Annotated in this window: 27 protein-coding genes and 1 pseudogene; 18 read left to right on the top strand and 10 right to left on the bottom strand. The window is 70.1% G+C overall.

Annotated elements, in window-relative coordinates; translation table 11 throughout:
• Positions 1-15: 15 nt before the first annotated feature.
• Both ACWC91_RS16280 and ACWC91_RS16275 read left to right on the top strand, forming a co-directional pair.
• Positions 16-186: a hypothetical protein gene (locus ACWC91_RS16280; protein ID WP_450642705.1), complete on the top strand. Its 171-nt coding sequence runs from the start codon at positions 16-18 to the stop codon at positions 184-186.
• 52 nt (positions 187-238) lie between these two features.
• Positions 239-628 (top strand): roadblock/LC7 domain-containing protein, encoded by a 390-nt coding sequence (locus tag ACWC91_RS16275; RefSeq protein WP_225076737.1) that lies wholly within the window; start codon positions 239-241, stop codon positions 626-628.
• Between the two features lie 269 nt (positions 629-897).
• Here the strand turns inward: ACWC91_RS16275 and ACWC91_RS16270 are convergent, their stop codons facing one another.
• Positions 898-1,515 carry a TOPRIM nucleotidyl transferase/hydrolase domain-containing protein gene (locus ACWC91_RS16270; RefSeq protein WP_225076738.1) on the bottom strand — a complete coding sequence of 206 codons (618 nt, stop codon included), beginning with the start codon at positions 1,513-1,515 and terminating at the stop codon, positions 898-900.
• A gap of 702 nt (positions 1,516-2,217) precedes the next feature.
• Between ACWC91_RS16270 and ACWC91_RS16265 the strand changes: the two genes are divergently transcribed.
• Positions 2,218-2,898: a hypothetical protein gene (locus ACWC91_RS16265; protein WP_450725933.1), complete on the top strand. Its 681-nt coding sequence runs from the start codon at positions 2,218-2,220 to the stop codon at positions 2,896-2,898.
• 104 nt (positions 2,899-3,002) lie between these two features.
• Positions 3,003-3,494 carry a hypothetical protein gene (locus ACWC91_RS16260; protein ID WP_450642145.1) on the top strand — a complete coding sequence of 164 codons (492 nt, stop codon included), beginning with the start codon at positions 3,003-3,005 and terminating at the stop codon, positions 3,492-3,494.
• A gap of 65 nt (positions 3,495-3,559) precedes the next feature.
• Here the strand turns inward: ACWC91_RS16260 and ACWC91_RS16255 are convergent, their stop codons facing one another.
• Positions 3,560-4,243, bottom strand: coding sequence for a PepSY domain-containing protein (locus ACWC91_RS16255; protein ID WP_450642147.1), 684 nt, complete (start codon positions 4,241-4,243; stop codon positions 3,560-3,562).
• A 145-nt stretch (positions 4,244-4,388) separates the two neighbouring features.
• Between ACWC91_RS16255 and ACWC91_RS16250 the strand changes: the two genes are divergently transcribed.
• Positions 4,389-5,075 carry a response regulator gene (locus ACWC91_RS16250; RefSeq protein ID WP_225076742.1) on the top strand — a complete coding sequence of 229 codons (687 nt, stop codon included), beginning with the start codon at positions 4,389-4,391 and terminating at the stop codon, positions 5,073-5,075.
• Complete coding sequence (locus tag ACWC91_RS16245) at positions 5,068-6,525, top strand: sensor histidine kinase (RefSeq protein ID WP_450642149.1); 1,458 nt, start codon at positions 5,068-5,070, stop codon at positions 6,523-6,525. Before ACWC91_RS16250 ends, ACWC91_RS16245 begins: the two co-directional genes overlap by 8 nt.
• Positions 6,526-7,127: 602 nt before the next feature.
• Here ACWC91_RS16245 and ACWC91_RS16240 read toward each other — a convergent pair.
• On the bottom strand, positions 7,128-7,724 hold the full coding sequence (locus ACWC91_RS16240) for a TetR family transcriptional regulator (RefSeq protein ID WP_225076744.1): 597 nt from the start codon (positions 7,722-7,724) through the stop codon (positions 7,128-7,130).
• A gap of 193 nt (positions 7,725-7,917) precedes the next feature.
• Between ACWC91_RS16240 and ACWC91_RS16235 the strand changes: the two genes are divergently transcribed.
• The 3 genes from ACWC91_RS16235 (at position 7,918) to ACWC91_RS16225 (ending at position 12,130) form a co-directional block, all read left to right on the top strand.
• A complete protein-coding gene (locus tag ACWC91_RS16235) occupies positions 7,918-9,486 on the top strand; it encodes an MDR family MFS transporter (RefSeq protein WP_450642151.1) in 1,569 nt (522 codons plus the stop codon).
• A 267-nt stretch (positions 9,487-9,753) separates the two neighbouring features.
• Positions 9,754-11,355 carry a hypothetical protein gene (locus ACWC91_RS16230; protein WP_450642152.1) on the top strand — a complete coding sequence of 534 codons (1,602 nt, stop codon included), beginning with the start codon at positions 9,754-9,756 and terminating at the stop codon, positions 11,353-11,355.
• A 370-nt stretch (positions 11,356-11,725) separates the two neighbouring features.
• Entirely contained in the window at positions 11,726-12,130 is a 405-nt protein-coding gene (locus tag ACWC91_RS16225) for a cupin domain-containing protein (RefSeq protein ID WP_225076746.1), read from the top strand.
• A gap of 93 nt (positions 12,131-12,223) precedes the next feature.
• Here the strand turns inward: ACWC91_RS16225 and ACWC91_RS16220 are convergent, their stop codons facing one another.
• Both ACWC91_RS16220 and ACWC91_RS16215 read right to left on the bottom strand, forming a co-directional pair.
• Positions 12,224-13,339 carry a sensor histidine kinase gene (locus ACWC91_RS16220; protein ID WP_450642153.1) on the bottom strand — a complete coding sequence of 372 codons (1,116 nt, stop codon included), beginning with the start codon at positions 13,337-13,339 and terminating at the stop codon, positions 12,224-12,226.
• Positions 13,332-14,027 (bottom strand): response regulator transcription factor, encoded by a 696-nt coding sequence (locus ACWC91_RS16215; RefSeq protein WP_225076748.1) that lies wholly within the window; start codon positions 14,025-14,027, stop codon positions 13,332-13,334. Before ACWC91_RS16215 ends, ACWC91_RS16220 begins: the two co-directional genes overlap by 8 nt.
• Positions 14,028-14,114: 87 nt before the next feature.
• Between ACWC91_RS16215 and ACWC91_RS16210 the strand changes: the two genes are divergently transcribed.
• Positions 14,115-15,182: an endonuclease/exonuclease/phosphatase family protein gene (locus ACWC91_RS16210; RefSeq protein WP_281156422.1), complete on the top strand. Its 1,068-nt coding sequence runs from the start codon at positions 14,115-14,117 to the stop codon at positions 15,180-15,182.
• A 110-nt stretch (positions 15,183-15,292) separates the two neighbouring features.
• Here ACWC91_RS16210 and ACWC91_RS16205 read toward each other — a convergent pair whose 3' ends face one another.
• A complete protein-coding gene (locus tag ACWC91_RS16205; protein WP_225076750.1) occupies positions 15,293-15,670 on the bottom strand; it encodes a hypothetical protein in 378 nt (125 codons plus the stop codon).
• Between the two features lie 386 nt (positions 15,671-16,056).
• Here ACWC91_RS16205 and ctaD point away from each other — a divergent pair, with 386 nt between their 5' ends.
• Positions 16,057-17,754, top strand: a complete 1,698-nt coding sequence (ctaD, locus tag ACWC91_RS16200; RefSeq protein ID WP_450642156.1) for an aa3-type cytochrome oxidase subunit I — start codon at positions 16,057-16,059, stop codon at positions 17,752-17,754.
• Positions 17,755-17,793: 39 nt separating this feature from the next.
• Positions 17,794-18,147, top strand: a complete 354-nt coding sequence (locus ACWC91_RS16195) for a hypothetical protein (RefSeq protein WP_450642157.1) — start codon at positions 17,794-17,796, stop codon at positions 18,145-18,147.
• Between the two features lie 18 nt (positions 18,148-18,165).
• Here the strand turns inward: ACWC91_RS16195 and ACWC91_RS16190 are convergent, their stop codons facing one another.
• Positions 18,166-18,708, bottom strand: coding sequence for a MarR family winged helix-turn-helix transcriptional regulator (locus ACWC91_RS16190; RefSeq protein WP_450642159.1), 543 nt, complete (start codon positions 18,706-18,708; stop codon positions 18,166-18,168).
• Positions 18,709-18,839: 131 nt separating this feature from the next.
• Between ACWC91_RS16190 and ACWC91_RS16185 the strand changes: the two genes are divergently transcribed.
• The 5 genes from ACWC91_RS16185 to ACWC91_RS16165 all read left to right on the top strand — a co-directional run bounded on the left by ACWC91_RS16185 (position 18,840) and on the right by ACWC91_RS16165 (position 22,232).
• Complete coding sequence (locus ACWC91_RS16185) at positions 18,840-19,115, top strand: SHOCT domain-containing protein (protein WP_225076754.1); 276 nt, start codon at positions 18,840-18,842, stop codon at positions 19,113-19,115.
• Between the two features lie 455 nt (positions 19,116-19,570).
• Positions 19,571-19,861, top strand: coding sequence for a DUF1918 domain-containing protein (locus tag ACWC91_RS16180; protein ID WP_450642161.1), 291 nt, complete (start codon positions 19,571-19,573; stop codon positions 19,859-19,861).
• A complete protein-coding gene (locus ACWC91_RS16175; protein ID WP_450642163.1) occupies positions 19,845-20,723 on the top strand; it encodes a universal stress protein in 879 nt (292 codons plus the stop codon). The genes ACWC91_RS16180 and ACWC91_RS16175 overlap by 17 nt, the downstream gene beginning before the upstream one ends.
• 30 nt (positions 20,724-20,753) lie before the next feature.
• Positions 20,754-21,743, top strand: a complete 990-nt coding sequence (locus ACWC91_RS16170) for an Acg family FMN-binding oxidoreductase (protein ID WP_450642165.1) — start codon at positions 20,754-20,756, stop codon at positions 21,741-21,743.
• Between the two features lie 30 nt (positions 21,744-21,773).
• Entirely contained in the window at positions 21,774-22,232 is a 459-nt protein-coding gene (locus ACWC91_RS16165) for a CBS domain-containing protein (RefSeq protein ID WP_225076758.1), read from the top strand.
• Positions 22,233-22,286: 54 nt separating this feature from the next.
• On the opposite strand, the gene ACWC91_RS16160 is transcribed toward ACWC91_RS16165, so the two are convergent.
• Positions 22,287-22,904, bottom strand: coding sequence for a helix-turn-helix domain-containing protein (locus tag ACWC91_RS16160; RefSeq protein WP_450642167.1), 618 nt, complete (start codon positions 22,902-22,904; stop codon positions 22,287-22,289).
• Between the two features lie 282 nt (positions 22,905-23,186).
• The gene (locus ACWC91_RS16155; RefSeq protein ID WP_450642169.1) at positions 23,187-24,053 is read right to left on the bottom strand and encodes a universal stress protein; all 867 of its coding nucleotides are present in this window, start codon (positions 24,051-24,053) and stop codon (positions 23,187-23,189) included.
• A 197-nt stretch (positions 24,054-24,250) separates the two neighbouring features.
• On the opposite strand from ACWC91_RS16155, the gene ACWC91_RS16150 reads away from it, so the two are divergent.
• The gene (locus tag ACWC91_RS16150) at positions 24,251-25,069 is read left to right on the top strand and encodes a universal stress protein (protein ID WP_450642171.1); all 819 of its coding nucleotides are present in this window, start codon (positions 24,251-24,253) and stop codon (positions 25,067-25,069) included.
• A 25-nt stretch (positions 25,070-25,094) separates the two neighbouring features.
• Here the strand turns inward: ACWC91_RS16150 and ACWC91_RS16145 are convergent.
• Positions 25,095-25,349: pseudogene (locus ACWC91_RS16145) on the bottom strand (BON domain-containing protein); the annotation flags it as partial.
• Between the last annotated feature and the right edge of the window lie 224 nt (positions 25,350-25,573).

The following is a 25,573-nucleotide window of genomic DNA, read 5'->3' as shown; positions in this document are numbered from 1 at the left end:
CCGAACGGACAGCGTGTGAGCCCCGACCCGCTGCCGGACACGGCTCCGTTCACCCCGCCCGCGCTCACCGTCCGTCGGCCAGGCACCGGCCCCGCGCTGCCCGAGCCGCCCGACGACCTCGCAGACCACCAACCCGACCTGCTCCTTCTGCGCCGGGTCCACGCGGGCCTCAAAGCCCTGTCCTGACCCAACCGCGTACGTGCAGCATCAGTTCACAGCCCACCCCCCAGGAGCGCCGATGCCCACCGTCCACCAGCCCGAACCGCTCGTCGAAGTCCTGACCGCTCTGCGTGAGCAGGTGATGGGAGTGAACGAGACGGTCATCTCCACCGTCGACGGCCTGCTGGTCGCCGCCGACACCGATGCCGTCCAGCCGGAATCCATCGCCGCGCTCTCCGCCGCCACGCACAGCCTCGGCCAGCGCATGGTGCACGAGGCCGGGGGCGGGGTGCTGCGTGACGTGGCCACGCGGAGCGCCGGACGGCACGTCGTCATCCAGGCCATCGGCGAACGCGCCCTGCTGACCGTCCTCGGCGACGACGGACTCGACCTCGCCGGTCTCCAGCGCGAGATCCACTCCACCGTGGAGCAACTGGCGAAGATCCTCGAAGCCGACGCACCAGCCTGACCACACCGCCCACGCCGGCCGGCCGGGAGCGGTGCGCGCGGACGGGACGCCTCAAGAGGCGTCGGACGGCGATGCGTCCACCGACGGGCCGGCGGCGCGGGCCGGCCTGCCGGCTGCACGTTCCGACCGCGCCGCTCGGAGACCCACTGGGCTTCGGCGGTCCCGGACGGCTGGCATCAGGACGTCACGATCGCGCGGGCCTTCCCGCTGTGGATCAGGTCGGAGAGCGCGGAAAGCGTCTCCTCGAGGTCCGTGGTGGGGTCCGGCGGTCAGAGGCTGGAGAGCAGGCGGTCGAGTGGGGCTGGAACCCGGTCGGGGTCAAGGGCCTCGACGAGGACGCGGCCGTAGTGGATCTTGCGTCCCTTCTTCGTTCCGAGGAAGCGCCTGAACTGCTGCTGCGGGGCGCGGCCCCGCTGTGCGGGCTGGCGCAGGAAGGTATGCAGGGCACGCAGGTCGCCTTCCGCCCGGACGAGCTCCTCCACCCGTGTCACGCCCAGCACGCGGATGAGCTCGTCCTCCAGATCCGCCGCGCAGACGAAGAAGCCTTGCTGTGACGCACCGACCCGTTCGAATCCGCGCGCGTAGTAGGGACGCTCCGCCTCGTCGCACAGTCCCGTGAGGCGGAGGTCGAGACCGGGCGAACCGAGGAGCCGGGCGTAGCGCCCGACGCTCATCGCACCGCCGATCGGCAGGACGCAGACCCCTTCGGCCGCCAGGTCCCGGCCACGGCTCTCCGCCAGCGCGTCGACCGCCGCGACGTCGCTCGGCCCTTCGAGCAGGACGGCCGCCCGGACGGACAGCCGCGCGGCCAGCTCGTGCGCGAGGTCGCCGGAACCACCCGCCGCCCACGCGGTGACCGCGTCCCGGAACGCCCCCATGTCAGCCATGAGACGAGTCTCGGCCCGTTCCGGCCACAACGCGAGGGAATTTCCGCGGGCGCGCCGTCCACGTTGTCGGCCTGTTCGGTGACAGCGCATGAGGGCGGGGCCTCTGACGGGTGACGTGATCCGGCTGTGACGACGGCCGGCCGCGGTGCACGCGGGCAAGGGGACTTGAGATGCGGCGCTGATCGGGTCCGTCGATCCCGCTCCGGTAGGCACCCGACCCTCAGGCCGGCCCACGGGCCCGCGCGGCGACCCGCGCGGCATGTCCCAGCCAGTGCCGCGGCAGCACGCCGGACGGTCCACAGCCGAGCCCGGGGGTGAGGGGTCGTCACAGGCTCGGCTTCGGGCGCCCTGACCACAGCACGGCGCCCGGTCCACGCCGTGGTCCGTCCGGGACCCACCCGTCCCGGTACGCCTGGACCTTTTCGGACGTAATTTCCAGTCGACTCGCTGCCGCACGGGTGAGCAGATGTCAGAGATCACCTTGAAGGCCTAGTCGATCACCGACACGCCCAGCTTTCAAAGCGGATTGACGTGTCGTCAGCAGCCGGTGAATGGCGCGGGCGGGTGCCCTGGGTACCCCGTTCGGCTCCATGTCACCGCCCCCTCCCAATGGCCCGAAATGACAGCCAGTGAGGCTTTCATTACGTTCATTCACATGCCGACTGCCAAAGCCGGCCACTTTGAGACAGGAGCAAAAGCGACATGACCATGACCCGATCACATGCCGTCGCCGCGGCTGTCGCCGCCGCTGCAGCACTCGTCGCGACCGGCATCACCTACGCCACGGCCGCCACCGAGCCGGTGGCCCAGACAGTCCCGGCCGTCGTCAAGCAGGCGCCCGCTCCGGCCCACGCCCCGATGGACGGCATGTCCGGACAGGGACAGGGGCAGGGACAGGGCGGCGAGCGCGGCGGCGGGGGCGGCGGGGGCGGCCGCGGCGGCTACGAGGGCGGCGGCGAGCGCGGTGGCGGGGGCGGCCGCGGCGGCAACGAGCGCGGCGGCGAGCGCGGCGGCGAGCGCGGCGAGCGCGGCCGCCACCGCGAGGTGGGCAGGATCTTCATCAACGAGCGGTCGTACTCCGCCCGCCCGGACGGCTGCATCACCGTGGTCAGCGGCCTGGGCTCCAAGAGCCTCAACATCCGCAACGACAGCCGCAGGGGCGTCGAGGTCTTCCGCGGGGCGACCTGCGACAACGGCGCTCCCATCGCCACGGTCGGCCCGTGCAGCGAAGCCAACGGCGTGAAGCCCGGGAGAGTCCACGGGGGCGTGCGCGTCAAGGACGGAGTGGTCGCCAGCTTCCGGGTGGTCGGTCACCGCAAGGGCGACTTCGACGACTTCGGCGACTTCGGCGACTTCGGCGACTTCGACGACTTCGGCTTCTAGAGCCGGCCCGTGATGCGCATGGCATAGAACCCCGGCCCGCCGTAATCGGGCCGGGGTTCCGGCCTCAGAGCATCCGGTGCAGCTTCCCGCCCAGGACACACGGGATGAGCGCCATGGACAACCACCTGGTGGAGGACGCGAGCGACGACGACTACGTCATGGACATCCTTGACATCACATGCACACCCGCGTTGCCGCGACTTGGACACCAAGTCCGCTGGGAAATGCACAGCCACCTCAAGGAGACGGTCGACCTGACCCAGGTCACCTGCAGGGTGATCATGAAGATCGGCCCTATGAAAATACTGGACAAAAGCTACACATTGCCCGATCTGCTGGCAAGCATGGGCACGAGCCTGACGGGTGACGCCCAACCGCCCGCCGGGCCGTGGCAGCAGACCTGGAACCTCCGGATCCCCCAGACGGTGCCGGTGGCCAGGCACCGGCTCCACCTGCGGGCCCGCACAGGAGACGCGAAGAACTTCCTCGCCCTGGGCATTCCCGTCGTCTTCAGCCACAGATGGACCACGACCAGCGACAACGTCGGCGCACCGTACCGTCCCGGATTCGACAGAGACCTCAGCTGGTCACTGTGACCCGTAGTGTCGGGATGTCCCTGGCCATGTCCCTCGGCCACGCGTTCGCCGGCAGCGACGGCTGCTCAGTCGTCCTCGTGGTCGTCGTCCGCGCCGTGGCCGCGCGAGTGGGCCGGACCGGTGTGCGTGGCGGTGACCTTGCCGGTCCGCGCGTCGACGACGACCTCGTGTGCGGCGCCCTGTTCGTCGGTGACACCGATGTGCCAGGCCACCGTCCTGTCGTGGTGGTCGTCGAGCTCGGCCGAGGTCGCGGTGCCCGGCACCTTGTCGAGCGCCGTGTCCACTGCCTGGCCCAGGCCCGCCCTGGCGGACTTGGCGAGCGCGGCGTCGTCGGGGTCGGCCGTGTCCCCGACACGGCCGGCCCTGCCGACCATGACCTCGCCGTCGACGGCGTTCACCGTGACCACGTGCTCGATGCCCTTGGCGTCGACGATGTCGACCTCCCAGACGGCCCGGCCCCGCCGTCCGTCCGACTCGACTTCGGTGACGGTGCCCGGAAGGGACGTGGTGGCCGCGTCGGCCGCCTGCTTCAGGCCCACCCTGGCGCTCCCGGCGAGCCTGCCGTCGTGATCGGAGCCGTCGTGCGTGTCGGAGGTGGTGCCCGCGGTCGCATGCGCGCCGCCGTGGTCGTCGCCGGCGAGGGCGACGGCGGATGCGGCGACGGCTCCGCCCAGTACGACGGTGGCCGCGACGACCGCGGAGACGGTGCGGCGGCGACCGGCCAGGGAGCGCTTGAGCGCCTTCATCATGAGGTGGTCCTTTCTTTCGGGCCGCGGCTGGGCCGCGTGGCTGCCGGGGTGCCGGCCTGACACGGACCACCGTGCCCCGGCCACCCTGAAGCCCCGCTGAAGCAACCTGAAGACCGCTTCAGGAAGACCTGGGACCCTGGTGGGCATGCGCCTGCTGATCGTGGAGGACGAGAAACGTCTCGCCACCGCCCTCGCCCGCGGCCTGGCCGCCGAGGGATTCGCCGTGGACCTGGCCCACGACGGCCTCACCGGACTGCACATGACGCAGGAGCAGGACTACGACCTGATCGTGCTCGACATCATGCTGCCCGGGCTGAACGGGTACCGGATCTGCGCCCAGTTACGGGCGACCGGGGACGACACACCGATCCTGATGCTGACCGCGAAGGACGGCGAGTACGACGAGGCGGAGGGTCTGGACACCGGCGCGGACGACTACCTCACCAAGCCGTTCTCCTACGTGGTGTTGCAGGCCCGCATCCGGGCCCTGCTGCGCCGCCGCACGCGCGGGGGCTCTCCGGTACTGCGGATCGGCGACTTGACCGTCGACCCCGCCGCCCGACGCGTGGAGCGGGCCGGAGCGGACGTCACGCTGACCGCGAAGGAGTTCGCGGTCCTGGAGCACCTCGCCCTGCGTGCCGGGCAGGTCGTCTCCAAGACGGACATCCTCGATCACGTCTGGGACTTCGCCTACGACGGCGACCCCAACATCGTCGAGGTCTACATCAGCGCGCTGCGCCGCAAGATCGACGTGCCGTTCGGGCGACGCTCCATCACCACGGTGCGCGGGGCCGGATACCGGCTGGAAGCCGACCGGGGCCGCGATGCCTAGGCCCTTCGCCTCGGTACGGGCACGCGCGGCGCTCGCGGCCACGCTGGTCGTGTCCGTCGCGCTGGTCGCCGCGGGTATCGCCGTCGTCGCCGTGCTGCGTCACAACCTCGTCGACCGGGCGAGCCTGCAGTCGGAGGTCACCGCGCGTACGGTGGCGGGTTCCCAGGCCGCGCTGAACGGGAGTTTCGGCTCGCTGGACCTGCCCGACGACGACGGTCGCCTCGTGCAGCTCGTCGACTCCTCGGGCAAGGTCCTGGCCGCGAGTGACGACCTGCACGAACGCGGCCCGGTCACGGACTACGCCCCCGCTCCGGCTCCCAGGAGCACCTCGTCGTCGAGGCATTCCTCCGGCGACGATGACGACGGGGACGACGACCACGGCCACGACGCCGCTCCGGTCAGGGGCAAGGTCGGCACGGACGTGGACCGTGAGACGGTCGCCGTGAAACTGGGTGACGAGATCCACGACTACGCCTTCGCCGCCGTGCAGGGAACCACCTACGACGGCCGCACCTACACCGTCTACGCCGCCACCTCGCTCGAGGACTCACAGGCCACCCTCGGCCAGGTCACCCGGTCGATGCTGAAAGGCCTGCCGTTCCTGCTCGCCGTCGTGGCGGCGGTGACCTGGCTGGTCACCCGCAGGGCGCTGCGGCCGGTCGAGGGCATCCGCGCGAAGATGGCCGAGATCACCGACAGCGGCGACCTGGCGCGTCGGGTGCCCGAGCCCGCCTCCCGCGACGAGATCGCGCGGCTCGCCCGCACCACCAACGAGACCCTGGCCGCGCTGGAGCAGTCGGTGGAACGTCAGCACCGCTTCGTCGCCGACGCGTCCCACGAACTGCGCAGCCCCATCGCTTCCTTGCGCACCCAGCTGGAAGTCTCCCACCAGCACCCGGAGTTGCTGAACACGACCGATCTGCTCCACGACGTCGTACGCCTCCAGCACCTGGCCGCCGACCTGCTGCTGCTCGCCCGCCTCGACGCCGGGGAGCGCCCGGCCGACGCCTTGGTGGATCTCGCCGCTCTGGTGCGGGAGGAGGTGACGCAGCGGGCCTCCACCGACCGCTTCGCCCCCGCCGTCAGCGTCGACGACGCCGGACTGGAGGTGAAGGGCAGCCGGACCCAGCTCTCCCGCGTGCTCGGCAACCTGCTCGACAACGCCCAGCGGCACGCCGCCTCCGCGGTCACCATGACCGTAAGGGCGGCCGGGGACGCGACCGTGCTGAGCGTCGCCGACGACGGTCACGGTGTCGCCCCGGCCGACCGTGAGCGCGTCTTCGAACGCTTCGTCCGCCTCGACGAGGCTCGCGGCCGCGACGACGGCGGCGCGGGTCTCGGCCTGGCCATCGCACGCGACGTCGTCGAGCGCCACGGCGGGACACTCACCCTCACCGACGCACCCGGCGGTGGCGCGCTCTTCCAGGTCCGACTCCCCCGCGCCCGCTGACAGCCCGGCAGGACCCGGCGACCTTGCCGGGCGGCAGCCGGCGGTTCCGGGGCATCTCCGGGGCATTTCCGGGGCAGGGTTTGCTCTCACACGAACGGGGTCGGTCAGGCCGTCCGCGCGTGGCCCGGGCCTGCGCCGCGTGCGGGAGCGCCTCGGCCGTACGGCCTGGGTCCCCGAGCCACGGCCAGTTCGGCCACGCGGCCGGTGAACCCCGCCTGATCCGAGGGCAGCACCACAGGACCGGGCAGCGGTCCCGGCGATACGGCCCCGGGTCGCGGGCCGGCCCCGCGCGGCGGCGCACTGACCCCGACGGCGACCCCGGTGGCTGTCCGGCCGGCGCCGCACTGGTCGCGCCGGCCGCGGTGGTGGTGGCCACGGTGTCGGGGACGGGAGCCACCGGCAGGACGGCCCTGGCCGTGCCCGCCGCCCAACGGGCCCGTGCACGCAAGTGGTTCCCCGGCGGGATCCTCTTCGCCTACTTCGGAGAGCAGCACGCTGAGCGTGTCCCAGCTGGTGGGCGTTGAGGCGCGGCTGCGCCGGCTGCCGGGCCGGCGCGGTTCCGCCGGCCCGGCGACGGCAGGGGCCACCGGCCCAAGGGCGCGTCAGACGAAGGGGCGCGCCATGCGGTTCATCGTGTCGACGACGAGCTCACGCGGGTCCTCGGTGAGATCGCCGTCGATCCATCGGCGCATCGAGATGCGCAGCGCGACGAGGAAGGCCGACGCCATGACCCGGGCGTCGAGAGCGGTGTCCGCGTCCCGGGTGGGACTGCGCTCGACGATCGCCTCGGTGAGGCTCGCCTCCAGTCCCGCGTGATTGGCGAGTTGACGGGCCAGGAGCGCGGGGTGGCGCAGCGCGAGCCGGGTGCGTACGAGTATCTCCCACTCCTGGGCGCCGCTCTCCGGCAGGCGGTCCAGGACGGTGGCGCACAGGGCGGCCCAGGGGCTCTCCTCGGGCGGGCGGGCGCGAAAGGCCGCGACCAGTTCCTCGAGGTAGCGCTCGTCGCCCCACAGGACGGCGTCCTCCTTGGTGGCGAAGTAGTTGGAGAACGTCCGGCGTGAGATGCCCACCGCGTCGGCCACCTCTTCCACGGTGACCGCGTCGAATCCGCGCTCCACGGTCAGGCGCAGGGCGGCCTCGTGGACTGCCTGCCGGGTGGCGGCCTTCTTGCGTTCGCGTAGTCCCGCTGTGTGCTCCATGGTGCCGCCATCCTATGAGAGCGGCAACGACATTGCGCAGTGCGCAAAATTGCGCAGTGCGCATGTATTCTGAGCCGGTCGGCATCCCGGTCGTGTCCGGACCGCGTTGACGGACGGCCGTCGCGGCCGTCCTCCCGCCGGCCCCGACCTTGTCCTCGTCGGCCTTGTTCTCTCTTCATCCGGAGGTTTGCGCGTGAGTGCGCATACAGCGGTAACCGGGGGCCCGGACGGCTCCGCGACCATGGACCACAAGCACGTGCTGCGAGCACTGAGCGGGCTGTTGACGGTGCTGTTCGCCGCGATGCTCAGTTCGACCGTGGTCTCGGTCGCGCTGCCGCAGATCATCGGCTCGTTGAACGGGACGCAGTCGCAGTACACCTGGGTGGTCACCGCGACCCTTCTGGCCTCCACCGCATCGACGCCGATCTGGGGCAAGCTGGCCGACCTGTTCAGCAAGAAGCTCCTGCTCCAGACGTCGATCGCGATCTTCGTAGTGGGCTCCCTGGGCGCCGGCTTCTCCCAGAACACCGGTCAGCTCATCGGCTTCCGCGCGGTGCAGGGCCTGGGCATGGGCGCACTGCAGGTCCTGGTGCAGGTCGTCATCGCCGCGATGGTCAGCCCCAGGGAGCGCGGCCGCTACAACGGCTACCTCGGCGCGGTCATGGCGGTGTCCACCGTCGGCGGCCCGCTGCTCGGCGGGGCGATCACCGATGTCTCCTGGCTGGGCTGGCGCTGGTGCTTCTTCATCGCGCTGCCGTTCACGGTCGTCGCCTCCTTCATCCTCAAGCGCACCCTGCACCTTCAGGACGTCCGGCGTCCGGACACCAAGGTCGACTACTGGGGAGCCTCGCTCATCGCGGCCGGCGTCAGCCTCCTGCTGCTGTGGGTGACGTTCGTCGACAACTCGTTCGCCTGGCTGTCCTGGCAGACCGCCGCCATGGTGGCAGGCGCCGTCGCGCTGCTGGGCGCGGCCCTGTGGGTCGAGTCCCGGGTCGCCGAGCCGGTCATACCGCTGCACATCATCAAGCGGCGTGACCCCGCCCTGGCCATCATCGCGAGCCTCGCGGTCGGCATGGCGATGTTCGGCGGGGCGGTCTTCCTCGGCCAGTACTTCCAGATCGGACGCGGCTACTCGCCCACCGAAGCCGGCCTGCTCACCATGCCGTTGATGGCCGGGGTACTCGTCTCCTCCACGGTGGCCGGCCGGTTCGTCTCCAGCACCGGCAAGCCCAAGCCCGTCGTCCTGATCGGTGTCGTCGTCCTGGCGCTCGGCTTCCTGGGCCTGTCCATGATCGACCACGAGACGTCTCTCGTCGCGGTGTCGGCCGGCATGGCCGCGGTCGGCGTCGGCGTCGGAATGTCCATGCAGAACCTGGTCCTCGTCCTGCAGAACAGCGTCCCGCTCAAGGAACTCGGCGCGGCCAGCGGAGCCATCACCTTCTTCCGCTCCCTCGGCGGCACGATCGGCGTCTCGGTGCTCGGGGCCGTACTGGCCGGCACCGTGAGCACGAAGATCACCGAAGGTCTGGCCGGACTCGGCATCGACGCCGGCACGGGCGGCGGCGGAGGATCCACCTTGAACATCAACGCGATGCCGGCCCCGGTCCAGGAGGTCGTACGCACCGCCTACGGAGACGCCACCGGCCACATCTTCCTGATCTCCGCGATCATCGCCATGGTCGGTGTGGTCGCCGCGCTGTTCCTCACCCCGATCACCTTGCGCGACAGCGTCGACCTGCCGGGCCCAGAGACTGGCGACTGAGACCGGACGAGGCGATCCACCGCCCGGCCGCCAGCCGCCGGCACTCGGAGGCTTCTCGCAGGACACCTGCCCAGTGGGCCTCCGCAGAGGCCCGGTCAGAGGGACGCGCCGGGCTCGACCACTGGGCCCCAACCGCCGATTTGGGTCCTGGGATAGGCCTCTGAGCCCTGTCCGTGGGCCCGGGTATCGTCGCTACGGTTCGGTCCCCGGCGGGTGTACGGCCCGGCCCCCGGTGACCGGACCGAGCAGGCCACGACGAGGTGACGCGTGAACCGCAGCGACCGAATACGCCGAGGAGTACGCACGAGCACGGGGCAGACAGCAGTCGAGTACCTGGGAGTGCTGGGGCTCGTCACCCTCGTGGTCGGCGCGATCGTCGGCACCGTCATCGGGGGCGGCATCTCCAGTTCCGCACATCAGCAGATCTGCCGGGTCGTGGAGATGGCAGGCGGCAGCGACTGCGCCGACGACAACGATGTCACCAGCGGCGACGGGCAGTCCGATCCCGGCGAACCCGTCGAGCCCGCCGCCGCCCCCGGTGGAGAGACCGGCGAGCCCGGCGGCGAGTCCGGTGACAAGCCCGACGGCAGCAAGGGGAACGCACTTCCCGATCTGTGCTTCGAGCCGCGGGAACGGGCATCGAAGTCGTCGGTCTCCGTTCCGGGTAACGGCCCCGTCAGCACGGCCGCCGCCTGGGGCTACTCCTGGCTGGTCAACTTCGTCATCGACAAGGTCAACAACGAGAAGAACAAGGAGAAGCGGGTCCAGGAGGCGCTTGCGGACCTCGCCTACTGCCTCCCCGACTACAACATCGTCATCGCGCAGCCGCACGAGGGCAATCTGCAGCAGATGGACGGTGCGGCGCTGATCGAGACCGTCAGCATCAGCGGCACGACGTACCGCGTCTATGCCTTCAAGACCGGCACGTTCACCTGGGCGGACGACGCCGACCTCGGATGGAAGAACCGCGGGTTCCACGGCGTGTTCGACGTCAGCGAGGACCGCCGCACCGTCACGTTCGAAGAGCCGCCCCGCCCCAGGCGGAAGGAGGGCTGGAAGCCCGGTGACGAGGGTTGCGAGACCGAGGGGGAAGAACTGCCCGACCGGAGCCGGTACTACAACACGTACTCCCCGTTGGACAACGAGGCGTCGGCTCAGGCCGTCCGGATGCTCGTGAACGACATGCGCCGCTGCTTCCCCGACTACAACGTGGTCGCGATGCACTCGGAGCAGTCGTCGCACTGGGTCGAGCAGCCGGACTCGTTCGTCCATCACGGCAGGTACCGGCTGAACTCCAACGAGTACCACGCTGACGAGGAGGGGGACGACATCGACTCGGGCCGGGCCGTGTTCGACGTCTACGTCTTCGACAAGGGCACGTTCAGTAACGACGGCGACGGCGGCTACACCAACTGGGCCTTCTACGGCGACTTCACCCGCGACGGCAGACAGGTGACCTTCGAGCAGCCGGAACCCGCCGACCTGGACGCCGATTCCATCCCCACCGGAACGGGCGCGGTCAACTTCAACGACGGGACGCCGAAGTACAGGGACGGCGGTCCGTACCCGGGTACCGACTACTCCGGCGATGTGCCGGGCGACGGCGCCGAGTTGATCCATTCACTGATCGACGAGTACAGCCGCGGCTTTCCCGGCACGAACATCATCGCGGTGAAGTCGTTCAACGACCTCTCCTTCTCGGGGGTGTCCGGCCTCGAACACCTTGCGGTGGTGCACGGTGTCGACGTGTTCTCCATCGACCGGGGAACCATCTCCAACAACGGTGACGGCGGCTGGCAGAACTGGGGCTTCGCCGGCAACTTCGAACGCGCCGAGGGCTCGAAGGAGGTGACCTTCAGCAACCGCTGAGGGCCGAACGAGCGCCGTGACGAGGGTGGCGGGCAGGTATCACGACCGTACGACCCGCACGGCCTAATCGCGCCGGGGGCAGTACAGCGGTGCCAGGTCGGCGTCTTCCTTGGTGACGAGACGGATCCGCGTCTTGTCGATCTTTGAGCCTCATGTAGCCGATACCTGCCCTTTTCATTCCGGCACGTTGCCGGCACGGGGCGTGACCCCGTGCGGTGCCAGGTGACGGTACAGGCGGGTCCGGGAAGTTCACCCCTCCCGGAGCGCAAGGTAAGACTGCACGCCGGAGGCCATCCGTTCACGTCGGCGCGACCTAACGTCGGTCGACGCAGCACCGGGAACACCCACCAGTGACGAAGAGGAACTCCGGATGACCACCATCATCAAGGCCGCGTCGGTCCCCCTGCTCCACCGCGGTGGATCCGTCGTGACGACGCCGCTGATCACAACGCCCTCGGCAGGCGGCGAGAACCGCATCACCAGCGGGATGAGCGTGTACCCGGTCGGCTCCGGGGCGCCGCTGCACTCCCACAACTGCGACGAGCACGTGACGGTCCTGGAGGGCGAGGCGGAGGAGTGGGTCCAGGGCGAGGTGACGAAGCTGGAGCGGTTCGACACCACCTACATCCCCTCCCCCGTCCCCCACTTGTTCCGCAACACGGGCGACCGCCCGCTGCGGATCCTGTGGGTGTACTCGTCCGGGCACGTCACACGGACGTTCACCGCGACGGGCCGGACGGTGGAACATCTGTCGGCCGAGGACCAGATGGGCTGAGGCCGCCCCAGCGCTACTGATGTGGATGTCGAGTTCGGCGGCGACTCGTTCCTCGCCTCGCGAGACGCCGGCTGCGGTGCCGGGGGTGATTCGTTACCTGCCGGAGTGCGGTTCCGTCGCGGGCAGTTCCACGGTGACGCGGATCCCGCCGGCGGAGCGCGGGGTGAGGGTCAGTGTTCCGTCGTGTGCCTGGGTGATGGTTCTGACGATGGCCAGGCCGAGGCCGACGCCCGCGTGGTCGGTGTGTACGCGCTCGGTGCCGCGCTGGAACGGTTCGGTGAGTGTCGAGACCAGCTCTGGGGTGAGCTTCTCGCCGGTGTTTTCGACAGTGAGCACCACGGTCTTGGGGCGGACGCTGATATCGACCCACACGGTGCCCTGCGCGGGCAGGTTGTGGACGATCGCGTTGTGCACGAGGTTCGTGGTCAGCTGCAGCAGGAGCGCTTGCGATCCGATCGTGGGGGCGATGTCGCCGCGGGTCTCGATGGTGACGTCACGCTTTTCCGCGAGAGGGAGGAGGATTTCGGTGGCTTCTTCCGCCATGAGGGACAGGTCGACGTGTTCTCGGGTGAAGGACCGCTGGTCAGCGCGGCTGAGCAGAAGCAATGCCTCGGTGAGGCCGATCGCTCGGGTGTTGACGGCGTGGAGGCGGTCGATGACTTCACCGACGTCGTGGTTCGGATCGGTGCGGGCCACGTCGAGAAGCGCCTTCGAGATCGCCAGCGGGGTGCGCAACTCGTGCGAGGCGTTGGCTGCGAATCTCCGCTGTTCGGCGACGTGTGCTTCGAGCCGTGCCAGCATCGTGTCGAAGGCGTCGGCGAGTTCGCTGAACTCGTCCTTGCGGCCCGGCAGTCGGATCCGGTGGGAGAGCGAACCGGTCGAGGCCAGGCGGGTGGCGCCCGTGATGCGAGCCAGCGGGCCGAGCATCCGGCCGGCGAGCATCCACCCGCCCACGAGGCCGAACACCAACAGGAATGCCAGCACCGCGGCCGCCCTCGGAGCGAAGACGTGCAGGAGGTTGGACCGGACGGGAAACACCGCGTTGGTGGCCGTGCCGGTGGAGCCGGGGACGATGAGCGCACGAGCGGGGACGTAGCGCAGGAGGAACACCCACACCGCAGCGAGCAGCAGGACGCCGGCAAGCATGAGGAATCCGGCATAGCTGAGGGTGAGTTTGAGGCGAACGCTCAACCCGGGTGCTCTATCCACGCTCGCCTCCCTCGTGACCGGTCTCCGGTTGCGTGTCGATGCGGTAGCCGACGCCTGGCACGGTGGCGATGATCCAGGGTTCTCCGAGACGCTTGCGCAATGACGAGACGGTGATGCGTACGGCGTTGGTGAACGGGTCGGCGTTCCCGTCCCACGCGCGTTCCAGGAGTTCCTCGGCGCTGACGACACCGCCCTCGGCGGCGACGAGGACTTCGAGCACTGCGAACTGCTTCCTGGTCAGCGCGACATAGCGGCCGCCCCGGTAGACCTCTCTGCGGAACGGGTCGAGGCGCAGACCCGCGATCTCTCGCACGGGAGGCCTGCTGTGGGCGCGCCTGCGGTCGAGGGCTCTGAGCCTGAGCGCGAGCTCCTGGAGTTCGAACGGCTTGGTGAGGTAGTCGTCGGCGCCGAGTCCGAACCCCGTGGCCTTGTCGTCGAGACGGTCGGCCGCGGTCAGCATGAGGATCGGCATGCCGCTCCCGGAGGCGACGATGCTTTTGGCGATCTCGTCACCGGACGGTCCGGGGATGTCTCGGTCGAGGACGGCGATGTCGTAGGCGTTGACGCTCAGCAGTTCCAGAGCGGTGTCGCCGTCGCCCGCGATGTCCGCCGCGATCGCTTCCAGGCGCAGGCCGTCGCGGATGGCCTCTGCCAGGTAGGGCTCGTCCTCGACAATCAATACACGCATGCTGTTGAGGCTACGAGCCGGCGCATATCGTCGGCATATCGAAAATCACATACGCGCCGGCAACACCGCGCCGCCTTCACTGGCGGTATGCGTCACACCTCACCATCAGCACGGACAAGGAGCCGCCGGGATACCGGCGCCGGCACCTGGCGCGGGGGCATCCGCCGGGCGATCCGCGTCTGCTCCCGGCCGGGGCCCTGGAAACGCGGCCTGGTGCTCGCGGCGGCGGCGCTGCTGCTCGGCCTGCTCATGCTGCTGCACGCGCAGATCACGGACCGCGGAGGCCTCGGCAGCCTGGTGGAGACCTTCCTGCCGTGGTTCGGCCTGTTCATCCCCGTACTGCTGATCGGGGCGCTGTGGCGTCGTTCCGCCTCCGCGGTGGCCGCGCTGCTGCTGCCGGCCGTGATGTGGCTGAACCTCTTCGGCGGGCTGCTCGGCGACAGGTCGCGCCCGGGCGGCGACCTCACCGTGGCCGAGCAGAACGTCAACGCCGACAACCCCGACCCGGCCGGCACCGCCCGTGGCCTGGCCGCCTCCGGTGCGGACGTGCTGGCCTTGGTGGAGCTGACGCCGGAGGCCACGGGCACGTACGAGAAGGAGCTGGCGAAGGCGTACCCGTACCACACGGTGCAGGGCACGGTCGGGCTGTGGAGCAAGCTGCCACTGTCGGAGACCCGGCCGGTCGACATCAAGACGGACTACGGGCCGCTGGCGGACACCAAGCCGGTCGACATCAAGTTGACCTACACCCGGGCGCTGCGCACCACGGTGGCCACGGACCACGGGCCGCTGACGGTGTATGTGGCCCACCTGGGGTCCGTACGGCTGATGCCCAGGAACGGCTACTGGACGATCTCACGGGACAGAGGCGCGCAGGCGCTCGGCGAGGCCATCGCCGCCGATCCGAGTGAGCGGGTGGTGCTGCTCGGCGACCTGAACGGCACCACGGACGACCGCGCGCTCGCCGGCATCACCTCACAGATGCACTCGGCCCAGGACGCGGCCGGGAACGGCTTCGGCTTCACCTGGCCGGCAAGGTTCCCGGTGGTGCGGATCGACCAGATCCTGGTCAGAGGCGTGGAGCCCGAGAGCTCGTGGGTGCTGCCGGCCACCGGCGGCGACCACCTGCCGGTGGCGGCCGGAATCAGCTGGTGAACACCGCGTTAGGGCCGGCTCTCCGCCTGCTTCGGATGGCATTTGTCCGCTCGTCCAGCGTCCCGACGACGAGCCAGGAGGTGAAGCCGGGGTCCCGTGGTTCGGTGTCGTCACTCGATCCAACGGGCGGCGGCCTCATACGTGGTGGCGGGGGTGCTGTTGAACGCGATGGCCGCATCGGGTGCGTGCCGCCGGACCAGGTTGACCACTTGCTCAAGGAGTTCAACTTGATCGTCTGAGTGCCGCAGGCCACCGCCGACGGTGACGCACTCCCACGGATGGGCTCGCAGCGCGTTCCTGACGACCGCTTCCACGTCGTCACTTCCGTCAAGGCCGATGAGGCAGGTCTCGACGCCCACGCCGTGTTCGGCGAACTTGGTCAGTCCCGCCTCGATCGCCTTGGCCACCGGCTCGGGGTCCCACGGCCCGGGCACCCGGTACGGATCAAACCCGATGACGAGCACGCGGGGTGAAGCAGTGGTGTCCATGTCTGGACGATACGGGTCGGACGCCCCGCGAATCACGAGATGATGCCCAAGTCGCGTGACACGCCGATCCAACTGTCTGGCTCCGTGTGAAGCACTGAGCCGATGACGGGCCCCGTCACGTCATCGGCTCAGTCGTGTGCCCCGGTCCGGGAGCGCGCCTGCGTCCCGCCCTTCGCCGGGGACGCCGTGGCCGTCCCGCAACGCACCGCCGGCCCTTGGAACGCGGACGCCCTTCGAGCTTCTGGAACGCGGACACCCTCCGGACTCCTGAACGCGGACACCCTCCGGATTTATTTCTCTCGCGAGCGAGATATCTTGGCAGAGGCCGGGCCGCTCGGTGCGTCAGCACCGCACGCCCGGAGATCTCGCACGCATGGAGGATTGCCGTGGCCCTGCCCGCTCTGTCACCGCCCGCTTCGTCGCCGCAGGCGACTCCTCCCGGACGACGCCGCCTACCGGGCCGAGCCGCCGTCACGTGGCTGACCACTACCGACCACAAGAGGATCGGCACGCTCTACCTGGTCACCTCGTTCGCGTTCTTCTGCTTCGGTGGCCTGATGGCACTGCTCATGCGTGCCGAGCTGGCCCGTCCCGGTCTGCAGCTCATCTCGAACGAGCAGTTCAACCAGGCCTTCACGATGCACGGCACCGTGATGCTGTTCATGTTCGCGACGCCGATCTTCTCCGGCTTCGCGAACTGGATCATGCCGCTCCAGATCGGCGCACCCGACGTCGCGTTCCCGCGACTGAACATGTTGGCCTACTGGCTGTACCTGCTCGGCTCGCTGATCGCGGTCGGCGGCTTCCTCACCCCGCAGGGCGCCGCCGACTTCGGCTGGACCGCCTACAGCCCGCTGTCCGACACGGTCCACTCACCGGGGATCGGCAACGACTTGTGGATCATGGGCCTGGCGATGCAGGGCTTCGGCACCATCCTCGGCTCGGTCAACTTCATCACCACGATCGTCTGCATGCGCGCCCCGGGCATGACCATGTTCCGCATGCCGATCTTCACCTGGAACGTGCTGCTCACCAGTGTGCTGGTCCTGCTCGCCTTCCCGGTGCTCGCCGCCGCGCTCCTCGCGCTCGAGTTCGACCGGAAGTTCGGGGCACAGATCTTCGCCCCGTCCAACGGCGGGGCACTGCTCTGGCAGCACCTCTTCTGGTTCTTCGGCCACCCGGAGGTCTACATCCTGACGCTGCCGTTCTTCGGCATCGTGTCCGAGGTCGTCCCCGTCTTCTCCCGCAAGCCGCTCTTCGGCTACATGGGGCTGGTCGGCGCGACCATCGCGATCGCGGGTCTGTCGGTGACGGTGTGGGCGCACCACATGTATGTGACGGGTGGTGTGCTGCTGCCGTTCTTCTCCTTCATGACCTTCCTGATCGCGGTCCCGACCGGCGTGAAGTTCTTCAACTGGCTCGGCACCATGTGGAAGGGGTCCCTGAGCTTCGAGACGCCGATGCTCTGGTCCATGGGCTTCATGGTCACCTTCCTGTTCGGTGGCCTGACCGGCGTGATCCTGGCCTCACCGCCACTGGACTTCCACGTCACGGACTCGTACTTCGTGGTGGCGCACTTCCACTACGTGGTCTTCGGCACCGTGGTGTTCGCGATGTTCGCCGGCTTCCACTTCTGGTGGCCGAAGTTCACCGGCAGGATGCTCGACGAACGCCTGGGCAAGATCACGTTCTGGACGCTGTTCATCGGCTTCCACGGCACCTTCCTGGTCCAGCACTGGCTGGGCGTCGAGGGGATGCCGCGCCGGTACGCCGACTACCTGGCGGCCGACGGCTTCACCGCCCTGAACACGGTCTCCACGATCTCCTCGTTCCTGCTCGGCATGTCGATCCTGCCGTTCTTCCACAACGTCTGGAGGACGGCCAGGTACGGCGAGAAGATCACCGTCAACGACCCATGGGGCTGGGGCCGTTCGCTGGAGTGGGCGACGTCCTGTCCCCCGCCCCGCCACAACTTCGAAAAGCTGCCGCGCATACGAAGCGAGTCACCCGCCTTCGACCTCTCCCATCCCGGGATCGCCGTCACCGTCGAAGAGGAGCGGACGACCGCCGGCGGCCGCCGCTGAGCAGACCGGTCCACCCGTTCACACGTTCAGGAGCCGTCCATGGACGCACGTCATGAAGCCGCCCTCGGCATGCACCGGATCGAGGGCTACCTCTACCGGGAGGCCAACCGCCGGGAGGCGCACCGCAAAGCGCGGGACTTCGCCTGGGAGCTGCCCGGGCTCACCACGGACCAGCGCCTCGTGATCGAGGAAGCGTACGCCCGAGAGCAGGTGGAGAACGCCCGCGAGGTCACCCGCCGGATCGCGGAACGCATACAGCAGATCGAGGCTCAGTACGAGGCCCGCCACCGCCGCTTCACACGGGAGACGGCCGTCGCTCTGGCCGTGGTCACCATGGGGCTGATCGGGCTCTGCGTCGCGGTGATCCTCGGAACGGCGGCGGGATCGGCCTGACGCCACTCGGCCGTTCGCTCAGCAGGCGTCCGCCTCCAGGGACACCAGGAGCTTGCGCAGGGCCTCCGCCATCCCCGCGCGTTCCTCCGGTTCCAGCACGGAGAGCACATCCCGTTCCAGGGCGAAGTGCCGTTCCACCAGGCGGTCGAAACTCACCCGGCCCTCCTCCGTCAGACTGACCAGAGTGCTTCTGCCGTCGACAGGGGAGGGTCCGCGCTCGATCCAGCCCTCCCGCTCCAGCCTGTTGAGCCTGCCCGTCAGGCCGGCGGAGGAGACGATCAGCGCTTGGCGCAGCTGCCCGGGCGTCAGCGCGTAGGGAGGGCCGCCGCGGCGCAGCGCCTGCAGCAGGTCGAAGTCCCCGACATTGGCGATGGGCATGCCGCCCGGGCGGCGCAGTTGCGTCGCGAACCGCTCTTCCAGCAGCCGAGCCGCACGCAGCAGGCGGGCGACCACCTGGCTGGACGACACGTCCAGTTCCGGCCACTCGCTCCGCCACTCGGCCAGCATCACGTCCACGCTGTCGCCCGCGCCATCGGCTTCGATCTCGTCGTCCCTGCCCATCTCGGGTCCAGCCTATCGGTCGTGGTCGTCGCCGCTGAGGGACGCCGACACCCGCGTGGCAGTGGGGCCGAAGAGCCCTGGCGCCGCCTCCGGGAGTGAGGGAAGGTGGGAAGAGGAGGCCTCCCTGGGAGGTGGGCACAGTGTGGTATTGGCATGGCGGTGGCTGGGTCTGGATGGCCTTCATGCCCCTGGTGTGGATCGTGCTGCTGGGCCTCTTGGTGGGGCTCGTGGTCCGCCTCACGCGGCCCCCCACGGATCGCGGCGGTGGGCAAGGCCCGGGGCAGCCGCCACGAGAGACACCCGAGGAGATCCTCGACCGCCGCTTCGCCTCCGGTGAAATCGACGCCGACACCTACACCGAGGCGCGCAAACGCCTCGCCGCCCACAGGCCGACGGCCGAGCCATAGCGGTGTGAGCGGGACGTGCGCTCGCGCAGCGGCTGCACGCCTCGCGCATCCGGCTGCTCGACGTCTACGCGTCCTTCGGCAGCGGAGGCCTGGCGTGGCCGTACAGGTGCCTGGCCCTCCCGAGGAATTCGAGGAGGAGAGCATCCGCTGCGGGCTGCTGCGCACGCCCTGATCCGGTTCCCACTGGTTCGGTCCCCGGCCCCTGAACCGGTGACCGCCTCGGTGCGAGCCGATGTCGAAGCCCGTCTGGGCACGGGACGTCGCGCCGCGCCCCCGGACGTGGCGGTGCCCCCACCCCTCCGCGCTGCCGGTCCGCGCGCGGTGACAGGCGCGTACGGCGGAGGGCCGGCAGGCCCGTCGCGGGGACCAATGGCCCCTGGCAGGTCCCACGTGCCAGGGCCTTCCATGGAATCGGCGGCACCTCTCCGCACCACCGCAGGGAGGAGGCGAGGGCGATGTCCGCTCCCGCACCAGCGAAGAACGACGACCGGGCCGTACCGAGTACCGGCTCCGAAGGCGGCGGCACCTGGATGCGCGCCCGCGTCGGCGACGAGATCGTCGTACGCGGAACCGCAGCCGGGGTCATCGCCCGGGACGGCGAGATCGTCGGTCTCCGCCATCCGGACGGCGGCCCGCCTTACGACGTGCGCTGGGCCGACAGCGGACGGGTGACCCTGTACTTCCCCGGCCCTGATGCGTACATCAGGCATTTGGTGACCGGAGGCGACCATGTCCCGGCCCGGTGACCGCCGCCCGATCGTGGTGGGCGTCGATCCTGATCCGGCCCACCGGATGGCAGTGGCCTGGGCCGCCGACGAGGCCGCCCGCCGGCGGTTGCCGTTGCGCCCGGTCCACGTCGAGGGCGTGCCGACCAGGGGCTACCGGAAGCCGGACGTCCCGCCGTCGTGGGAGGAATGGAACGAGGCGCTGCACAAGGCCGGGAAGAAGGTGCTCGAGGAGGTCACGGACTTCGTCGTCGCCCGGCACCCGCAACTCGAGGTGGACGCCCTGCTCGCGGAGGGCGACCCAGTGTGGGTGCTGCGCGAGCAGAGCCGCGACGCCACCGCCGTCGTGCTGGGATCACAGCACCTGAGCCGGAGGCAGGAGGCGTTCGGCTCCGCGTCGGTCGCCCTCCCGGTGATGGCCCATACGCACTGTCCCCTGGTGGTCGTCCCCGAAGCGGAACACATCACCCAGGACCCCGCGTACTACGTCGTCGGCGTCGACGGCAGCGAACACTCCGCTGCCGCGGTCGACATGGCGTTCGAGGAGGCGGCCCTGCGCGGCGCCGAACTGCGAGCCGTCTTCGCCTGGGAGCAGGGGCCGCTCAGGATCTTCGACACGTACGAGCCGCAGCAGGAGTGCCGCCGGCTGCTCTCCGAGATCGTGGCGGGCCGCCACGCCCGCTTCCCCGAGGTGGACCTGCGCCACGAGGTGGTGGTCGGGCATCCCGTCCAGGTGCTCACGGATGCCTCGGCGCATGCACTGGGCCTGGTGGTGGGGACCCGAGGCCGGGGAGGCTTCACCGGCATGCTGCTGGGCTCGGTCAGCCAGGGCGTGCTGCACCACGCCGGCTGCCCTGTCATCGCCGTCCCGGCACACGGGTAGGCGGCCGGGCCGTCACGAAGGGAAGCCACCGTGCCCGCAGAACCTCCCGACGTGAACACCGTCGAGGCACTCGTCGCGGACGCCGCCGCGGCGCCCTCGCTGCACAACGCGCAACCCTGGGCCTTCCGTTATCTGCGGGACACCGGCGTCCTGCGTCTGTACGCCGACCCGGGGCGCGCACTCCCGCGAACAGACCCCGTGAACCGCGGCCTGCGCATGGGGTGCGGCGCCGCGCTCCTCAACCTGCGTGTGGCCGCCGCCGCGGCGGGGCTGGCGCCGGTCGTCCGGTTGCTGCCCGACCCGACCCACCAGGACTTCCTCGCCGAGGTGGATCTGTGCGGCACCGGAGCACCCGACGGGGCGCTCGCCCGCCTGGCCCCTGCGATCGGCCGCCGTCACTCCAGCCGCCTTCCCTTCCGTGACGAAGCACTCCCGGCCGCCGTGCGGGAGAGGCTGTACGAAGCGGCCCGCGCCGAGGGGGCCGAGCTGTCGTTCCCCGGTGCCTGGCACGTGCAGGCGATCCTGGAGCTGGTGCGGGATGCCGAGGGCAGGGAGGCTCTCACCCCGGAAGTACGCGGGGAGACGGAGCGCTGGACGCACACGGAGCCGTCAGGTACCCCGGGGGCGGCCGACGGCATTCCCGGCGAGGCGTTCGGTCCGCGCCAACGCGGTACCTCGGCCCCGGTGCGTGACTTCGCCGCCGGCCGTCCGATGCCCGGGCGAAGCTGGGCGGCCTTCGAGAAGAACCCGAACATCGCCCTGCTGGGTACGGCCCACGATGAGCCCGTGGACTGGCTCCGCGCCGGTCAGGCACTGGAGCGGGTCCTGCTCCGGGCCACCACGGACGGGCTGGTCGCCTCGGTCACTTCCCAGCCCCTGGAGTGGCCGGAGATCCGGTGGGCCGTCCGCGATCCTGTCTCGGCCGTGGCCCACGTCCAGATGGTGATCCGGCTCGGCTACGGCCCCGAAGGCCACGCGAGCCCACGGCGGCCGGTGGCCGATCTGCTCGACGTCCTGTGACGGACCCACCGGAGCGTGAGGAGCGGTCGCATGAAGGTTTCCGAGCTGATGACTGCTCCGGCGGTGTGCGTACCGCCGCACGTCTCCCTGGCCGAGGTGTCCCGACGGATGGCCGAGTACGCCGTCGGATCCGTCCTCGTGGTCGAGGACGGGACACTGCGCGGCATAGTCACCGACCGCGACCTGGCCGTACGGGGCATGGGCGGCGGCCTGGGAACGGAGGCCCGCGTGGAGGCGGTCATGTCACGACGCGTCGCCACGATCGAAGCAGCCGACGACCTCCAGATGGCCTACCGGTCCTTCCGTCGCACGGGGGTCCGCCGGCTTCCGGTGCTGGATGCGGGGCGGGTGGTCGGCATGCTGACCATCGACGACCTTTTTCTCGAGGTCTTCCGGCGACTCGCCGACCTGCTGGGTCCGGTCGCCTGGAGCGTCCTGCAGGAGCCGCCCGGGCCTCCCTCGGAAACGGTGTCCCCGCATGAGCCCTGACTTCGCGGACCTCGGCCTCCGAGGGGCCGGCCGAGCCACCGCCCGAGTGAAAGATCAAAGGCCGTGGATCCGGCGGCCGCTGATCTCTGCCGGGACGACGCGGATCCACAAACTTCGGAGACCGCCGGCCCACGGCTCGCTGCCGGGCTGCTCAGCGAGGCGTTGGGCTTCAGGATCGGTGACGTGCTCGGCGGTGCCGGCGATCAGGACGCTCCAGCCGACGCTCCGGCTCTCGTCGACGTGATCGGCCTGGAAGGAGACCTCGCCGCCGGGTTCGGCAACCGCGGCACCTCGGGGATCCGTGCGGTAAACGACCGTCATGCCGTCAACCACGTAGTTGACCGGGAAGACGCCGGGCCCCGGATGGGCGGGCAACGCGATACGCCCGATCCCGTGGGTGCCGAGCCGCTCCCAGCATTCCTTGGTGGTGAGCTTCATGAGCACAGGGTGCCGAGCCGCTCCGCCCTGGCCTGCGGGCGCGTCGCTTCGGCCTTCGAGCAACTCCTGGTAGGTCATCCCGAGCGCGGCGGCGACCCGCAGGAGGCCACCGGGGTCGAAGTCGTCCCCGGACTCGATCAGGTGCCGGAAGTAGCGCGGCGACATGCCTGCCTGGCCCGCCAACTCCTCCTCCGTGAAACCGAGATGCGCAAGCCGCACCTCGATGCGACGCATGAGATCACGGTCAGTCCGACCTGCGGTGTCCTCATTCACGGTCTCCTCCCCGAACCGATGGGGCAGTGAATCTCGCAGTCGTTGGCTCGAGTCCGGGTTGTCCGCTCCGACAATCATCCTGATATCTGACGATGATCCTGATACCTAAGGATATCTTCTGGTGGTCCTCGTCGACGAGCGCCGCGTTGTCACCGGGCGGCGTTGATCGTCACGCTGTTGAGGCTGAAACAGCGTCGCGGTATGGGTCCCGCGCACCGTGCCCGCCACGCGCGAAGGCTGGGCTCAGCCATGAGGAACGACGGCGACAGGGCAGCGTCCGTGATGAATGGCGGCCTGTGCCACAGGCCCGAGATGGGGCGCCAGGCCGGCACGATGCCGACGCCGGCCCAATACCAGCACGGCGGCTCCCTCGCCGGCCTCCACGACGGCCTTGGCGGGACTGACGAGACGGATGCTGTCGGCCACGTCCACCTGTGGGTACTTCTCCCGCCACGAGTGCAGCTCTCCGCTCAGCTGCTCGTGCGCACCCCGCGTCATGTCTTCGCTGATGTGGTGGTCCACTCCCCAGGGCACACGTGCGTGGAGCGGCACGCTGCGACCGTGGACGGCGAGGAGGGGGACACCCCTGGCCGCCGCGGTGTGGAAGGCGAAGTCGAGCAGGTCGTCCGAGGATCCGTGCAGTTTCAGGGCCACGACGACACGGCTCACCGGCGTCGGTGTCCTCCGCTCAGGGCGCTCGGCGCGCACCAGCACCACGGGCCGCTCGGCCCGCGCCACGACAGGCATGCTGACGTCCCCCAGGAAGTAGCTCTCGACAGGCTCGAGCCCCCGGGAACCGAGGACGAGCATCTCCGACTCCGAGGCCGCTTGGAGGAGGGCGTGCTGGGCGTCGTCGGCGACCAGGTTCCCGACGACTGACAGGTCCGGATGGCGCGCTTGCAGCTCCGCCTGCGCCGTATGGACGAGACGCTTCGCCCAGTAGTTCTGATCGACTTCGGCGGGGACCCGGGTTGGTTCCGGTGCCAGCAGCGGCCACGCGTGCAGCAGCCGCAGCGCGAGCTTGCGTCTCACTGCTTCGTCCGCGGCCCAGCGGGCAGCGGCCAGACTCTCGGGCGAGCCGTCGAGGCCTGCGGTGACGACTGGTGGCATGGCGGCGGCCTCCGTCTCGTAAGAAGCTGGAGAGGACGGTGAACGGGTCCGGCCGAGTGTCGGTCGGGACGTCGCCTGCATACCGGGCGCGAGGGGCTTCTCCCATTCGAGGATCCCCCGACCCCGACCGCGACGCACGCGGACCCGCGCAGAAGCGATCGGAGCCGTGGAATCCGCCACGAGAGGAGAAGGGCGCGGTGAGGATTCCCCTGGTGGTGGGCGTGGACGGATCCAAGTCGAGCCTGGAGGCAGTCGGATGGGCGGCCGCCGAGGCGGACCGGCACGGGATCCCGCTCCATCTCCTGCACGCGGCGGCCGGTGAGCAGGAAGCGTCCGGCGTGATCAGCGCTGCCTCAGCGCGTGCCAGGCAGGATGCTCCCGCGGTGCGGTTGTCCAGCGAGGTCTCGCACGGGGACGCGGCCTCCGCACTGGTCGACAAGGGACGCGATGCCTTCGCGCTGGTGCTGGGGTCCAGGGGGCACGGGGACCTTTCCGGCATGCTCCTGGGCTCGGTCGGCCTCGCCGTGGCAGCGCGTGCCGACTGCCCGGTCGTCGTCGTCCGCGGCGGCCCGGAGCATCGCGCCGCCCGGTTCGGGAATGTCGTCGTGGGAGTCGAGGACGGGGAGGGCAGCGGCACGGCGGTGGACTTCGCGTTGCGCGAGGCCCATGTGCGGGGCTGTCGACTTGTGGCGGTACACGCCTGGAGCGCACCGTCCGGTGCCTGTACGACACCGCGGGCCCCGTCGTGGTTCCTGGAAGCCCACCGGCGTCCGCCTGCGCAGGTGCTCGACGACGCCCTGCGCCGCCCTGCCGAAAGGTATCGGAACGCCTCGGTGAGCCGGCGACTGATCGAGAAACCGGCGCGCCGTGCCCTGTTGGAGGCCGCGGCGACGGCGGATCTGCTGGTCGTGGGCGCCCGGCGGCGGCTCGGGCACTCGGGCTTGCAGCTGGGCCTGATCAATCACGCGCTGCTGCATCACGCGCCGTGTCCCGTCGCTGTCGTGCCGCACATGTGACCGCCACGGGACGAGAGACGGACCGTCACCGGCCCTCGTCCATGCGCTGGGCAAGGTTCCCGGAGACCGACACGACGCCGTCGACGCCACGGCACAACTGCTCGATGACGGGAATCGGACTCCTGGACCCCACGGTGCCGGCGAGGGTGACCCGCCCGTGGCGCACTTCCGCGGTCACGTCCCGTGGATCGAGCCCCAGGGTGCGCCGCAGCAGATCCGCGGTGATCTCGTCGCGGTTGACCTCGTCGCGGCGCAGGAAGATCCGCAGCAGATCACCACGGCCCTGGCGTGAGAGTGGAAGGGCGGAAGTCCGTTGACGGGTTGGGTGGGCGCAGCGTGCTCGCCGCGGACATCCGGCACCACGGTCCTGATGCTCGGGGCGCTGCCCGGACGCATGCGCCCCGAGGACGGCGACCCGGATGATCTTGATGGTCGTGTCGCGGGAGGTGGTGCCCAGACGGAGAACGCGGCCGGTTCCGCACCCGCGCTGCAGGGGACGGCCGT

This window comes from Streptomyces sp. NPDC001204 (genome assembly GCF_053598035.1).
The sequence above is the reverse complement of the archived record's forward strand: the minus strand, read 5'-3'. Positions and strand labels throughout refer to the sequence as shown.